The sequence below is a fragment of the Sorangiineae bacterium MSr11954 genome, from assembly GCA_037157815.1.
GTDB classification, from domain to species: domain Bacteria; phylum Myxococcota_A; class Polyangia; order Polyangiales; family Polyangiaceae; genus Pendulispora; species Pendulispora albinea.
Window position 1 is genome coordinate 12034259 of the sequence record CP089984.1, and the last position, 14382, is coordinate 12048640.

General features: G+C 69.4%; 13 protein-coding genes. 6 read left to right on the forward strand and 7 right to left on the reverse strand.

Going from position 1 to position 14382, the window contains the following annotated elements:
• Positions 1-6: 6 nt before the first annotated feature.
• From LZC94_47610 to LZC94_47620, 3 genes are all read left to right on the forward strand, one after another.
• Complete coding sequence (locus LZC94_47610) at positions 7-2007, forward strand: cyclic nucleotide-binding domain-containing protein (GenBank protein ID WXB15477.1); 2001 nt, start codon at positions 7-9, stop codon at positions 2005-2007.
• A 12-nt stretch (positions 2008-2019) separates the two neighbouring features.
• A complete protein-coding gene (locus LZC94_47615) occupies positions 2020-3435 on the forward strand; it encodes a sigma 54-interacting transcriptional regulator (GenBank protein WXB15478.1) in 1416 nt (471 codons plus the stop codon).
• Positions 3436-3527: 92 nt separating this feature from the next.
• Positions 3528-5141, forward strand: coding sequence for a serine/threonine protein kinase (locus LZC94_47620; GenBank protein ID WXB15479.1), 1614 nt, complete (start codon positions 3528-3530; stop codon positions 5139-5141).
• On the opposite strand, the gene LZC94_47625 is transcribed toward LZC94_47620, so the two are convergent.
• The 3 genes from LZC94_47625 to LZC94_47635 are packed head-to-tail and all read right to left on the reverse strand — an operon-like array spanning position 5135 to position 8723.
• On the reverse strand, positions 5135-6448 hold the full coding sequence (locus LZC94_47625) for a hypothetical protein (protein ID WXB15480.1): 1314 nt from the start codon (positions 6446-6448) through the stop codon (positions 5135-5137). The genes LZC94_47620 and LZC94_47625 overlap by 7 nt on opposite strands.
• Positions 6445-7479, reverse strand: a complete 1035-nt coding sequence (locus tag LZC94_47630) for a hypothetical protein (protein WXB15481.1) — start codon at positions 7477-7479, stop codon at positions 6445-6447. Before LZC94_47630 ends, LZC94_47625 begins: the two co-directional genes overlap by 4 nt.
• A 47-nt stretch (positions 7480-7526) precedes the next feature.
• On the reverse strand, positions 7527-8723 hold the full coding sequence (locus tag LZC94_47635; GenBank protein ID WXB15482.1) for an amino acid deaminase/aldolase: 1197 nt from the start codon (positions 8721-8723) through the stop codon (positions 7527-7529).
• Positions 8724-8883: 160 nt separating this feature from the next.
• Here LZC94_47635 and LZC94_47640 point away from each other — a divergent pair, with 160 nt between their 5' ends.
• Positions 8884-10224: an FAD-binding protein gene (locus LZC94_47640; protein WXB15483.1), complete on the forward strand. Its 1341-nt coding sequence runs from the start codon at positions 8884-8886 to the stop codon at positions 10222-10224.
• 99 nt (positions 10225-10323) lie between these two features.
• On the opposite strand, the gene LZC94_47645 is transcribed toward LZC94_47640, so the two are convergent.
• The gene (locus LZC94_47645) at positions 10324-11004 is read right to left on the reverse strand and encodes a hypothetical protein (GenBank protein ID WXB15484.1); all 681 of its coding nucleotides are present in this window, start codon (positions 11002-11004) and stop codon (positions 10324-10326) included.
• 96 nt (positions 11005-11100) lie between these two features.
• Between LZC94_47645 and LZC94_47650 the strand changes: the two genes are divergently transcribed.
• On the forward strand, positions 11101-11703 hold the full coding sequence (locus tag LZC94_47650) for a CoA pyrophosphatase (protein ID WXB15485.1): 603 nt from the start codon (positions 11101-11103) through the stop codon (positions 11701-11703).
• A gap of 44 nt (positions 11704-11747) precedes the next feature.
• Here LZC94_47650 and LZC94_47655 read toward each other — a convergent pair whose 3' ends face one another.
• From LZC94_47655 to LZC94_47665, 3 genes are all read right to left on the reverse strand, one after another.
• Positions 11748-12002, reverse strand: a complete 255-nt coding sequence (locus LZC94_47655; GenBank protein WXB15486.1) for a peptidoglycan-binding protein — start codon at positions 12000-12002, stop codon at positions 11748-11750.
• A gap of 3 nt (positions 12003-12005) precedes the next feature.
• Positions 12006-12452 carry a hypothetical protein gene (locus tag LZC94_47660; protein ID WXB15487.1) on the reverse strand — a complete coding sequence of 149 codons (447 nt, stop codon included), beginning with the start codon at positions 12450-12452 and terminating at the stop codon, positions 12006-12008.
• Positions 12453-12605: 153 nt separating this feature from the next.
• Entirely contained in the window at positions 12606-13088 is a 483-nt protein-coding gene (locus LZC94_47665; GenBank protein WXB15488.1) for a hypothetical protein, read from the reverse strand.
• Between the two features lie 660 nt (positions 13089-13748).
• On the opposite strand from LZC94_47665, the gene LZC94_47670 reads away from it, so the two are divergent.
• Entirely contained in the window at positions 13749-14345 is a 597-nt protein-coding gene (locus LZC94_47670) for a hypothetical protein (GenBank protein WXB15489.1), read from the forward strand.
• Positions 14346-14382: the final 37 nt, after the last annotated feature.

A 14382-nucleotide genomic window follows, 5' to 3' on the forward strand; every position in this document is an offset into this window, starting at 1 on the left:
GGTGTTATGGACGGCATCCCGCCTGCCGCAAAAACCGACGCGGAGGACGTCGTTTGGGCCCTCCAGACCGCCGACGCCCTCTGGAAACGACACGAGAGGGTCGACGCGATCGTGTGGCTTCGACGAGCCGCGCAAGCCGCCGCCGAGTCCCAGAACGACGACCGCGCGCTGATCCTCGCCCGCTACGCGGCGGAGCTCTCCGAGTGGATCGCGCGCCACCCCGTCCCCGGCAACGCCGGCTCGAGGGGCGGCGCCAGCGAGCTCGGGACCTCCGGTTTGCGCGTCGGCGGCGAGCCGGGGATCTCCGTGGGCGGCGACGTCCTGCCCGACGATCTCGAGCCCCCGCCGGGCTTCGAGGACGAGATCATCACCAACGCCCGCACCCTGGCCGCCATCAGCGGCGAGGTCCTGGTGCCGCCCGAGGTGCGCGGCATGCCGCGGCCGACCTTCGACGTGGAGCCGCGCTCGAGCTCCGCGCAAGCGCAAGAGCGCCTCGAGCTGCCCAAGCGTGTACCGCCCAACCTGGGCGTCGATTCTTTGCGGCGGCCGCGACCTCCGCGCCCGGGGCCTCCGTCCGAAACGGGGCCGCGCCCGCGCGCAGATGTACCTCGTCCGTCGGCGTCATCGCCATCCATGTCGAAAAAACCGATCCCACCGCCGCTTCCCCCGAGGCGCCCGGCCGCCCCGCCGCTGCCCTTGCCCGAACCGCCTGCCCCGGAGCCGCCCGCGTCGATGCGCTCGCCGGAGTCGATGCGCTCGCAGGAGCCCACGATGCTCGTGGAGGACGAGGAGCTCCTGCCCAGCCTCAATTTGTCGCTCATCGAGGAAGAAGAGGACGAGGCCAACCAAATCAGCCAGGAGCCGCCGCCCGCCGTGGCATCGTCCAGCTCCGCGGAGGCGGCGATTGACTCGTACGAGCCGGTGAGCCTCCAGGATCCGCAGCCGCCTCCGGAGCCCGAGTTGGAGCTGGAGCGGCCGCTGCCGGAGCCGGAGCCGCTGCCCGAGCCTCCGCCGCCGACCGACGCTGCGGCGTTCGACAGCGTGACCCAGCGAATCAAGGCGGACTTGCGCGCGCTCGACGTCTCGACGCGCCGCACCGCGACCTCCGAGATGGACACACCCGCCGAGATGGAAACGCCAGCACCTGGCTCCACCACCCCCATACCGCCCGGATCGGTGACCCCCGCGCCGCCGAGCCCCACGCCGGTGCCGCGCTCGGGCGGGCCTCTCTTCGAGGTACCCCGCCTCGATCCCCCGCGGATCGAGCGGGAGTCGGTCGACCTTTCCCGGTCGGAGGCCTTCTCCGACCTCCCCGACGATGCGCGCGAAGCCTTCGCGGCGGCCGCGCAGATTCACGAGCTGCGGTCGGACGAGGAGGCCGCAGGTTTTGCGCTGGCCGTGGTGATCGAGGGCGATGTCGACGTATGTGCAACCATCGTCGATGCCATCGGCGAGCGCTTGACCACGGGCGCCGTGCTCCGGGCGCAGGGCTCGATTGGCATCGGCGCCCCGCTGCGGTTCGTGTGCGCGTCGGAGCAAGCGCGCGTGGCCACGTGGGATGCGTCCGCCGTGGAAGAAGCTTTTCGCACCTGCCCGTGGGTGGAGGAAGATCTCTGCGAGGCGGCCAACCGGACCCATGCCATCGTGGGTGCAACCATGGGCCCGCTGGGCGAGCGGCTCGACGCAACGCTTCGCAGGCAGATCACCGATCGCCTCGATGTGCGGGCCTTGGAGCCGGGCGACGTCCTGGTCGAGAAGGGGCAGCCCGTTCCGGGGGTGGTCCTGGTGGGCGTGGGTACGCTGGAGATCGTTCGGGATGGTGCCGTGGTCGAGCACGTTTCATCCGGGCAGTTCCTCTTCGCGTCCTCCATCCTTGGGGGCGGCGCGGCACCGGCGACGGCGCGGGCATCGGCCGAGGGGGCGATCATCCTCTTTGCCGATCGCATGGTGGCGCACGAGCTCCTCGTCACGTGCCCTCCGTTGCTCGAAGTTCTGGCGGGGATGTAAAATCCGCCAAAGATGGCGACCGACGAGACCCTGTCCAAGCGCTCCCACGAGGTGAATGCCGTTCGCCTCGCGTCCGTGCGGCCGTACCTCGTCCTGGCCGTTCAGTGCGAACAGCCGCTCGAGCGCGCGCGCCGCTACTGGCTCCACGGCGTCGACGAGGTGCTCATCGGCCGCGGCGAGCTCGAACCCGAAGGCGCGCAGGTGGTATCCGAAGAGCGCCGCACGATCGTGGTGCGCGTCCCCGATCCGCGGGCCTCCCGGGAGCACGCGCGGCTCTTGCGCGCCGACAACCGCTGGGTGCTGGTCGACGAGAACTCGAAGAATGGCGTGTTCGTCAACGGCGTGGCGGCGCAGCGCGCATGGTTGAACGATGGCGATCTCTTCGAGATCGGGCACACGTTCTTCCTCTTTCGCGAAGACGCGGTGTCGCCCGAGGACGATGCGCTCGACGCTGCGCCCAAACCCGCCGCCGACGAGTTCGCGACCTTGCTCCCTTCCTTTGCGCGGGAGCTGGACAAACTCGCGCGGGTCGCGCGCACGCAGGTCCCGGTGCTGCTCGAGGGTGAGACGGGCACCGGAAAAGAGGTCATCGCCCGCGGATACCACCGCTGCTCGCTGCGCCCGGGGCCCTTGGTCCCCGTCAACTGTGGCGCGCTGCCGGAGACGCTGCTCGAGACGGAGCTCTTCGGCTATCGCAAGGGCGCGTTCTCCGGCGCCGACGAGCAGCGCGCGGGCCTGGTGCGGAGCGCCGACGGCGGCACCTTGCTCCTCGACGAGGTGGCGGAGCTTCCGTTCCCGTCGCAGGCGGCGTTCCTCCGCGTTCTGCAGGAGAGCGAGGTCGTGCCGGTGGGCGGCACGCGCCCGGTGCGCGTGGACTTTCGTCTGCTCTCCGCCACCCACGGCGATCTGGCGCGCATGGTGGAAGATGGCGCCTTTCGCGCCGACCTCTATGCGCGGTTGGTCGGCTTCAAGCTCCGCCTGCCCCCGCTGCGCGAGCGCCGCGACGATCTCGGGCTCATCATCCCCGCCATCCTCGCGCGCTCCGGCCCCGAAGCGGCGCGCGTCTCGTTCAGCCCCAACGTCATCCGCGCGTTCTTCGCCTACTCCTGGCCGCTCAACATCCGCGAGCTCGAACGGTGCTTGACGGCGGCCCTGGCCATCGCCCGCGACCGCATCCAGCCGCAGCACCTCCCCGAGGCGATTCAAAAAGTCCTCGCGTTCCCCGAGGAGAGCTCCGCGCCGCTTTCACTTGCTCCGGCCGCCGCGCCCGAGCATCCGAAGAACGGTGAGCGCGAGCGGCTGATCGCGCTCCTCCGCGAGCACCGCGGAAATATCCGCCGCGTCGCCGAGGCCCTCGCCACCTCCCGCGCGCAGGTGCATCGCCTGCTCGACCGCCACGCGCTCGACGCGGCCGAGTTCCGGCGGTAGCAAATCGCGACAAACCCCGGGTAATCCGGCGGTTTGCATGCCCCAGCCTGCTAGGTTCGAGCGCGCCCTGCTCTAGGCATTTCGCGCGCGGCGTGCGATGGATTCGTGTGGCCCTGAGGGGGAGAGAGCACGATCTGGAGACCGCGGAGGACGTGGAGCGTCGCATTCTGCCCGTGCGCGACCGCAAAGAGCCGTTCCCCCCCGGCACCGTGCTCCTCGGAAAATACCGGGTGGAGCGCGTGCTCGGTCGAGGAGGCATGGGGGTGGTCGTCGCCGCGCTCAACGTGGATCTCGAGCAGCCCGTGGCGCTCAAGTTTCTCCTGGCCGAGTCGAACCGCCCGGCGGACACGCTCGAGCGTTTTACGCGGGAGGCGCGCGCGGCCAGCAAGCTGCGGAGCGAGCACGCGGCGCGGGTGATCGACGTGGGGAAGCTCGCCAGCGGAGAGCCCTACATCGTGATGGAGCTGCTCGAGGGGCGCGATCTCAAGGAGCTGCTCGTGGACGAGGGGCCGCTGCCGTTTGCGTCGGCCGTCGACTACGTGCTCCAAGCCATCGACGCGGTGGCCGAGGCGCACCAGCTGGGCATCGTGCACCGCGATCTGAAGCCGTCGAACTTGTTTCTGGCCAACCGCCCCGCCGGTGAGCCGCTCATCAAGCTGCTCGACTTCGGCATTTCCAAGATGCTCGATCCGCTCGACGAGTCGGGGGATCGGGTCGCCATCACGGCCACCACGGCGTTTTTGGGCTCGCCCGCGTACATGTCCCCGGAGCAGTGCCGCTCGCCGCGGGACGTCGACACGCGCACGGACATTTGGTCGTTGGGCGCCATCCTCTACGAGCTGATCACCGAGCGGCGTCCGTTCCCTGGCGCCACCGAGGCCATGGTGCTGGCCGCCGTCCTCGAGCGCGAGCCCGCGCCCATGGGGACCGTGGTCCCCGGCTTGCCGCCCGCGCTGGAGGAGGCGATTTTTCGCTGTCTGCGAAAAGCGCGGGAGCAGCGCTTCGAGACGGTGGCCGATCTCGCGCTCGCCATCGCTCCGTTCGGAACGGGCCAGGCGACGCGAAGCGTGGAGCGCGCCGTTCGCCTTCTCCGCCGCGATTCGGCGCCGGCCATCGCGCGAACGGGGGCGTCTTCGTCGGTGGCGGCGTCGTCGTCCAGGGCGTCTTCGTCCGGGGTGACGCCGTCGATGGGCGTGTCGGCGAGCGCGAGCTCCACGGCGACGGCGCGCACGCGGCGCCTGGCGGTGGGCGGCGTGGTGGCGCTCGTCCTTGCGGCGGCCGGCGCAGGCGGGTTCATGGCGCTTCGGCGCGGGCTCGGGGAGACGCCGGAGGTTCGGAAAATGCCGGAGGCGTGGGGGACGCCCTCCGCCGCTGTCTCGATGGCGGCCTTGCCGCAAGCTCCGATCTTGGCGGCATCCGCTTTGGGTCGGCCCCCGCCGGTCGCATCCGAAGCTTCGAGCGCGAGCGCGCCGGCGTCGTCGGCGCTTTTGGAGCTGCCCAAGGAAAAAGCGGCAAGCCCGCCTCGTTCACGATCGCGCCCCGCAGGCGCGCATCCGGCGGCCGGTGCGACCGCAAACTCCGGCGCGGCCTCGAGCGCCGGCGCGGCCTCGAGCGCCGGTGCAGCCTCGAACGCCGGCCCGAGCCCGAGCGCCAGCGCGAACCGCCCCGAGCCATCCATCGGCAGTCTGCTCGACACGCGTCAGTGACCGTCCGAGCCGAAGGAGACGCGGAGCGGCGTGGGGCCCGACTCCGGAGCGTTGCCTTGCCCGCGCGAGCCGCCGCCCCAGCACCAGAGCGTATGATCCTCGAGCAGCGCGCAGGTGAAGTTGCTCGCGGTGGCGAGGGCGGCGGCGGGGCCGGGTAGCCCGAGCACCTCGAGCGGGGTGGTCACGTCGTCGGATTGGCCCGAGCCGAGCTTGCCTTCTTCCGGCTCGCCCCAGCACCGGACCCCTCCGGTGACCAGGATCGCGCACGCGTGCGTCGGGCCCACGGCGATGGCCTTGGCCGACTCCGGGAGGACCACCGGCGCGGGGGTGAACTCTTCTTCGCCCGCGTCGGCGGTGCCGCGCCCGAGCAAGTGCCCTTTGCCGAAGCACGAGACCCGCCCGCTCTTGGCGCGCGCGCACGTGGCGTCGTCGCCCGCGCGCACCTCGACGATGTCGGCGAGCGAAGGGATCACCAGCGGCGTCGCCTGGGGATTGCGCCCGCCGTCGGCCGTCGGCCGTCCGAGCTGCCCGTTCCAATTGTTCCCCCAACACGCCACGTGCGCGTCGTCGAGCAGCGCGCAAACGTGGGAGCCGCCCACGGCCAGCTGCTTGGCGGCGCGCCGCCCGGGCATCGCGATCTCCTGCGCCGACGCCACGAAGTAAGGGTCGCTCTGCTCGACCCCCAGCACGTAATAGCCGTTCGTGCCCCAGCAGAAGACCCGCTCTCCGCTCAGCGCGCACGCAAAGCCGAGCCCCGCGCCCATCTGCTCGGCGGCACCGAGATCCGTCACCGGCTTGGCCTCGGGGTGCGGCCGTGCGGCTTCGGGCGCCCCCGCGGTGCCGCGCCCGAGCGCTCGCTTCGCGTCGTCCCCCCAGCAGACGCCCTTGGCGTCGGGGAGCACCGCGCAGCTGATGTTCTCGCCCAAGCCGACCTGCGCCACCTTTCCGACCGACGCCGCGACGGGGGCCATGATGGCGCGTCCGTCGAACGCGTACCCACCGTCGGCATACGGCGTAACGGCCGGCGCGCCGATCGCACCGCGCTCATTGTTGCCCCAGCAACGAAGCGTGCCATCGTTCAGGACCGCGCACGCGTGGTAGCGCCCCGCCGCGATGGCGGTTGCCCAAGGTCCGCCGTCGGGATCGCCGAGCGGCCCCCCGCCGTCCCCGCCGTCGTCGCCGCGGTAGACGGGGAGCTCGTCGATCCCCAGCACCGAAGCGCACGAAACGCCGCACGCGATGCTCGCGCCCATGGCCATCGCCAGGACGACGGCCGTCTGCCGATGCCGCCATCGCTCCGCGCTCAAAAGCTCCCCCGGGCCACGAGCCCCGCGCTCCGGGCGTGCGGATCGGCCGCCGGCACGATGGACCATGCCGCCGCGGTCGATCGCGCCGAGGGCGCCGTGAACCAAAGCGCCGCCGCCCCCACGAGCGCCGCCCCCGCCGCGACGAAGCCCACGGTGGCGATCGTCGCGTTCGTCTTTGCGTCGTGGCCCATGTCGATGCTCGCGCTCCGACAGCCTTGCGGGAGGCACTGCTCCCTGGCGTCATCCCATTTGGACTTCGCCGAAAGCCCGAAGTACGTGCCCACCCCGAGCCCCACCACGCCAACCCCGAGCGCCACCACGGCGAGGGTCTTCTGCCCGGACCACGATCCTCTGCGATGCGCATCGCCCGCATCCCCGTCCGCCGCCCCCGCCGCCCCTCTCTCGCCCGTCTCCGCGGCACCCACGCCGGTCGCCGCGGACCCCAGCGCCGCCGCAGGCGGAACATTCACGTGCATCGCCGCCCCCGTCGCCACATGCACGCGCGTGGACCACGCTGACTTGCCGCCCACCGTGACCTCGACGGTGTGCTCCCCCGGATCGACTGGCACCGCCGTTCCGAGCACCGCCTTGTCGACGGCAGCGCCATCGCGCCGAACGACGGCGCCCTCGGGCAGCGCCCCGCTTTGGATCGTGAGGCGCGCCAATTTTGGCGCCAGAAGACGCGCGCGCTCCCGGGCGTAGCTCTCGCGTTCCCGCTGGTGGTCGCGCGCGGCAAACTCCGCGGCCTCCACGTAACGGGCCCACGCGCTCGCCGTTTGCCCGTTCTGCTCGTAGCAATAGGCCAGGTTGAAGACGGTTCCGGGCTTGGGATCGATGCGGTGGCTGCTCTGGAATTTATCGCACGCTTCCGTATAACGACCTTCCTTCATGAGCGCCTTGCCGCTGTCGAAGAGCGCCTGCGCGGTCACCGCATCCGGCGCACCCCCGCCCGCACCACCCGACTGAGCCCATGCGATGGAACCTACCGTGCTCTCCAACAAAATGGCTGCCGCGACGACCGCGTTGCGCATGTTCCGAGGGTGCGCGATCGCGCGGTCCCATACAAGCCCCGACCGGATCAGCCGAAGCAGCGCCCCTCGCCCCGGTAGGTGGGAACCGTGCGCTCGATGGCCTCGCCGCGAAGGAGATGAAACGCGGTGAAGCGCTCCGCCAGCTCGCCGGCCTTGGCGTGCCGCATCCAGACCCGATCCCCCACGCGCAGCGAATCGGCCGCATCGCCCACCACCGGCGTTTGCACCTCGCCGGCGCCTTCGAGCTCGGTGAGCCGCAATCCCTCGGGCAAATAAGCCTGCGGCAGCCGATCGGGGGTGGCGGTGCCCGACGCGAGGTAGCCGCCGCTGAACAAGGTGGCGATGCGCGGCGCGGGCCTTCGAACGACGGGGAGCGCGAACAGCGCCGCCGGCTCCGGGTGAAAGGTGCGGTAGGCATCGAACAACGTCGGCGCGAGCAACCCCGAGCCCGCCGCCAGCTCCGTGATGCACGCCTCGGCCGCCGTCACCTCGAGGCTCCCCGTTCCGCCGCCGTTGACGAACTCGAGCCGCGTCAGCGCCGACACGGCGGCCACCGCGGCCGCGCGTCGCTCCCGAAGCTCGCGCGCCGAGTGACGCTGCATCCAGCGCACCGCGGAGCCCCGCGCGCGCCGTCCTGGCGGAGCGTCCCCGAGGCCGGCGATTTGACCTTCGTACGCCATGATGCCCACCAACGAAAAACCTTTGCGCCCCAGGATGGCCTTCGCCAAATCGGCCGCTTGCTCCGGTGTATGCACAGGCGAGCGCCGCGTGCCCACGTGCACCCCGCGCACCGGTCGCCAGGAAGCGTCGAGCTCCAGGCACACGCGGACGGTCGGGTGACCGCTGCCCAAGGCCGCGTCGACGAAATCGAGGTGCGCGATCGAGTCGACCATGATGGTCACCCCGCTGCGCGCGGCCTCGTCGGCGGCGAGCTTTCGCAAGGAGGCGCGGTCGGCGGTGGGGTAGGCCACCAGCAAGTCGCGTCCCGTTTTTTCATCGGCGAGCCAGAGCGCCTCCGCGAGCGAGTAGCACATGATGCCCGCGAACCCCGGCATGGCGAGGGCGCGCGCGATCAGCTCGCGGCAGCGGATGGATTTGCTCGCCAGGCGAATGGGCCGCCCGCTCGCGCGGCGCACGAGATCGGCCGCGTTTCGATCGAAGGCATCGAGGTCGACGAGCGCAAACGGCGGGTCGAGATCGCGGGTGGCACCATCCAACCGCGTTCGACGTACGTGGGCGGACATGACTCGCAACGCTACGACGGCCATCCTTGAACCGTGAACAGCTTTCGCTTACGGTCACGTCGCTTTCCGTCGTCATCTTTCTGACCGCGCTCCATCCTCGCTCACGCTTGCTTCGCAGGCGCTGTCCGGGAAGGAGGCGCGCCGTCGTGTGTAGGTGCGGATGACCGAGTCGATCGCCCAAGGCATACCGAGCCCGAACCTCCAATGGACCAACTGGGCGAGCACCGCCAGCGCCACCGCCCGCGAGATCGCGCGCCCGACCAGCGCCGACGCCATCGCGCAGACGGTGGTGCGCGCCGGTCAGCGCAACTTGAAGGTCCGCGCGCGCGGCAGCGGCCACTCGTTCACCGACATCGCCGCCACCTCCGAGGTGGCCATCGATCTCGGCGCATGGCATGGGATCGTGGATGCCGATCCCAGCTCGGGTCGGGTGACGGTGCGCTCGGGCACCACGCTTCGCCAACTCAACTCCGAGCTCGATGCGCTGGGCTTGGCCATGGCCAACCTCGGCGACATCGACGCGCAGACCATCTCCGGCGCGATCTCCACCGGCACCCATGGCACCGGGGTCAAGCTCGGCGGGCTCGCCACGCAGGTGGAGGCCTTGGAGCTCGCGCTGGCCGACGGCGAAATCGTGCGCTGTTCGCGCGAGGAGCGCCCGGAGCTCTTCAACGCGGCCCGCGTGGGGCTCGGCGCGCTGGGCGTGATCAGCACGGTCACCTTGCGCTGCGTTCCGTCCTTCGTCCTCGCGGCCGAGGAGCGCCCGGAGCCGCTGGGCGACGTGCTGGAGAAGCTCGACGAGCTGGTCCGGGACAACGACCACTTCGAGTTCTACTGGTTCCCGTATGGCGACCACGCCCTCACCAAGCGAAACAACCGTCTGCCCGCGGGCACCGCGCCCTCGCCGCTGAGCCCTCTGCGCCACTACTTCGAATACGACGTGATGGAGAACAAGGTGCTCGGTGCGCTCTGCCGTCTGGGCCGCGCCGTCCCCAGCCTGGTGCGACCGCTGAACCGCATCTTCTCCACGGCGCTCTCGGCCCGCAAATACAGCGACCATTCGCACCGCGTCTTCGTCACCAGCCGGCACGTGCGCTTCGTCGAATCGGAGTACGCCATTCCGCGCGAGGCCCTGGCCGACGTGCTGGGCGAGCTGCGCATCGAGGTGCCCAAGCTCGCGCTGTCCGTCCTGCTCCCCGTCGAGGTCCGGGTGGCGGCCGCCGACGACATCTGGCTCTCCACCGCCCAGGGCCGCGACAGCGCCTATGTGGCCATTCACCAATTCGTCGGCATGCCCTACCGCGAATACTTCGACCTATTCGAATCCATCGTCGCAAATGTTGGCGGGCGGCCCCACTGGGGAAAGATGCACACGCTCGGCGCCAGCACCCTTCGCAGCCGCTACCCCCGCTTCGACGACTTCCGCCGCGTCCGCGCCCACGTCGATCCGTCCGGCCGCTTCACCAACGCGTACATCGACCGCGTCCTCGGACCGATTTGACGCGCGCCGCGAGCTCGCGCCCCCGCGCCGCGAGCTCGCGCCCCCGCGCCGCGAGCTCGCACCCGCGCGGGCCGACCTCGCGCGCGATCTCCCGAGCCGTCAAAAGAACGGAGCCGGCGCCTTGTCCCCAAACGCCGCCTGCGACGCATTCGCATTCGGATCGATATCCCAATGCAGCTCCTCGTTTCCCTCGGCGCCGGCGAACCGCAACCCGAACCACTTGGCATCGGGCGCGATCGCCGGCCTCCCATCCCCGTAGTACCGCGGAAATTTGATGCGGAAGGCCTGCCGCCACACGGTGGTGTACGGGAAATAAGTGCGCTCGAGGGCGCCAGGCTTGGGGATCGCCTCGATGTTCATGGGCGCCGTTTCATTTCCTTGGTCGTCGATGAGGCGAACGATCCAGGCGCTATTGGGCTTGGTGAGATCGGTCCAGCGGCGGTTGCTGCCGTAGAGCGCGATGTAGAACGAGTGCGTGTCCCGCGTTTCGTTCAAGGTGGTCTCGAGCAGGCTCCGGCGCTGCTCGATGGTGAGGCGGAAGTCTTGCGCGTAGCGAATGACGTAAGCCCAGCGGAAGTCCCACGACTGGTAGGTGGCCGTGACTGTCAAAAGGTCATCGAGCTCGGAGACCACGATGAGGCTGGCATTGCGCGTCCAGCGCTTGAGGACCTGCGGATAGTCCGAGGCCACGTATTCGCGGGTGCCCGTTCCCATCGACACCTTGGGCGTGCCGCAGCCAACGAGGAGCCCCGCGGCCGCGACCCCCGCGACGGGCACCATCGCCGGAAGAACGCGAACCAACACACGGACGAATGAACGAATGAGTGTGCGCAGGCCCTGAGTCATGCCGCGCCATGCTACTACTTGTGTCCTCCCTTGCTAGATTCGTACGCGCTTTCCGTCATCAAAGAACGTCTCGCGCGGCATCCCGGCTCGCCGGAGCCCGCCCAGCCCTCCGCCAAACGCGCCGCGGTCGCCGCCATTTTGCGCGAGGGGGTCGATGGCGGGGACGCGGAGATCCTCTTCATCCGCCGCGCCGAGCACCCGCACGATCCCTGGTCCGGTCATATGGCATTCCCCGGGGGCCGGCACGAGGAGCAGGATCCGAGCATCGTCGACACCGCCATCCGGGAGACCCGCGAAGAAGTGGGCCTCGACCTTCGCGCGCACGGCGCCTTGCTCCTCCGGCTGCCCGAGGTGTCGGCCACCGCGCGCGGCACCGTCCTCGATCTCACGGTGGCCTCCTTCGTATTTGCCATCCCGCGGGCCGAGGCCAACCTCGTGTTCTCCGACGGCGAGGTGGCCGAGGCCATTTGGTCCCCCTTGGGACCGCTCGCACGCGGAGAGACGGCCGAGCCGTTCGAGTTTCGAAACGGCGAAACCCTCTACAAGCTGCCGTCTCTGCGCGTGGGAAACCGCGTGGTGTGGGGGCTGACGTACCGCATGCTGCACGCGTTCTTCGACGCGCTGCACGCGTAACCGCGGCGGTCGCGCCTTCGACCCCCGCACCCAACGGGCGACCCTTACGTGTTGTCTTGCTGGCTCGCCGCCGTTTCGAGGGCGCTCAGGAGCTCACGGCGGGAGTTGGGGCCGATGAGGCCGTCCGCGGTGATGCCCGCCGATTCCTGAAAGGCGCGGAGGGCGGCTTGGGTCTTCGGGCCGTCGAGGCCGTCGACGGTACCCGGATCGTAGCCGAGGAAACTGAGCGCGGTTTGAAGGCCCGCCGTGGTGGCGAGATCGATGCGACCGAATTTTTCGGACTCATGAACGTTGCTCATGGCTCACTCCTTCTTGTCCGTGATCTGCGCGATCTTTCCCGACCCATCCCAACACAATCGCGACGTGTGCTTCGTGGCCCCCGCCGTGCTCTCCACCGAGTAGCACTGCAATGTGCCGAGCTTCTCCGATTTGGTGACCTTGGGATCCTTGAGCGCGAGCGATCCGAGGGCATCGTTCTGAACGGTCTTTCCTCCGTACTGCTTGAGCGCCTTCTTCGTGCTTTCGGGCTTTCCGTCGAGCAGCGCGAGGAACCCCTTCATCTCGGTGCTCGTCTCGACCTCGGCCGGGGGCGGCGGGGTTGGTGCGGGCGGCGGCGGCTCTGGAGCGGTTTGCACGGGCGCGCTCGCGCTCGTTGCCGTGGTGGTCGTCGTTGGCTTCGCCTCTTCGTTCTTCGAGCACGCCGGCAGCGAAAGGCCGCACATCACCAGAAGCGCTATGCGAAATCGCATGGAAGATCCTCCCTCCCTGATGGTGAATGACGCTCCGGTCGTATCCTATCGACGAACGACGGACAACGATCGATGCCCAAGAGCCAGGCGTCGCGCGCATCTTCGTGCATCCATTCACGTAGCGCACGTAGCGCACGCAGCGCGCGCGACGCATCAGTAGTCGACGTGCAGAACGCCGAACGTGCCCAAAATGTAGGGGTTGGGAACGTTGTGCGGCTCGCGCTTCTCGCGGCAGAGCACCACGTAATTGTTCTCCCACGCGAACGCGATGAACTTCGAAATGCGCACCTCGAGGCCCCCGCTGAACTGCGTGGCGTACTCCTGATTGCGCGGCTGGAACGGCAGAAGGTCGGGGTCGTAGCGCCACTCGCCCAAGCCAATGTGCAGGAACGGACGAACGGGGCCATCGCCCGCCGAGATGCGGCCGATGAGCATCCGGCTCGAACGGGTCAGACGGATCTGGTCGGTCGGGATGGTGCCACCCCCGGCAATTGAAATGGCCCCCTTCCAGTCGCGCGCGACCAGCGACAGCCTCAAGCGGGGCTGGAAGTCGCTCTTGCGCGGCTCGCGCGCCGCAGGCCCCTTGTCCTCGCCGGCCGCCGTCCCCATGCTCCCGACGTGACTGAATTCGAGCATTCCCGCTCGAACGAACCCGTCACGCAACGCAGGATCCCGCGAAGGAAACATCGCCTCCAGCTCGACCAACGACGGTGTGCGCGCCGCATAGGGAAGGTCGGTCGGCCGATTGCCACGTGGTTGCGTGGTTTGCCGGAGGAACCGAACACCCTGGTCGACCAGGCGCCCCAAATCGAAGCCCCGCCCAAAGTCTCCCGGTTCGGCTCGAGCATCGCCCGCAGCCAAATTTGCGGCGAAAATCGCCGCCAGGGAGAGGATGCAGCGCATCCTCGATACAGTAGCAGGGGATCGTGTTGCGTCAGCGCGACGTCTGCGCAAAAAGCGCAGCACACACGGGGCGTTAGCTCGGGACATGTGTTGTTTGATTGCTCAGCAAAGCATATGCCCGCGGCGCCTCTGACCCGTCGAGCAATCGGCTCGAACGAGCCGTACGAATTGCGAACGACACATCACGACACGTCGAAGCCGTGGGCCGTGGCGATTTTCCCCGTGTCACAGCTGGCATTTGCTGGCCCGAAATGCGCCCGCCCGAAGATTCGTTCGGTCCCTTCCTATGCAAAGATGCGCGCGCTAGCGGACAGGTAGAACGGTGTCGGCTTACTCAGGGTGATGGGGATCGTTTGACCACCCATGGCGTGCGTCTTGCTGACTTTGGCCTTTATGACGTCGCCGAGTCATCCATCGATCCCGTCTGCTCCGGCCCCCAAGTCTCTGGCATCGCCCCCATCTCTGGGCGCGCTCGAGGGCGTGCTCGCGGGCTACGAATCAGGCGTCCGTGCGCCAACGGAGCCGGCCGATGTCATGCTGGTGGCCGAACACGGCACCCGTTGGGGGCAGTGGATGCGCGAGCTCGCCGGCGCAGGCGTGGCCGTGACCGTGGTCATCCAGCGATCGCACGAGCCGCCCGCGCTCTTCGCCCAACGGGTGCGCGATCGCGCCGAGGCCTTGGTCATGGGGAAGCGGCTTCCGCCGACGGTCTTCTTCGTGGCCTCGCGCCGCGCGGCCGAGAGCGTCGAGCAAGGGCGCGCCGCCATCGCGCGTAGCCTCGTTCGTTCGCTGGCACGCGCCAAGCGACCCAAGCCGAGCCTTCTACTTGCGTGCGACCGCAGCACTTCCCATGAAACGATCGTCGATATGAAACGCGTGGCCGCCGATATGGCGGTCCAACTCGGTCGCACCGTTCGCGTCGTTGGGGCGCGCGCAGCCTCGGCGCCGCTGGTCCCATCGCCGCCGGAGCTTCCGCTCCCCGCTGCTTAGCTTTCTCGAGTCGATTCGGTTCTTCCCCTCCCCACTG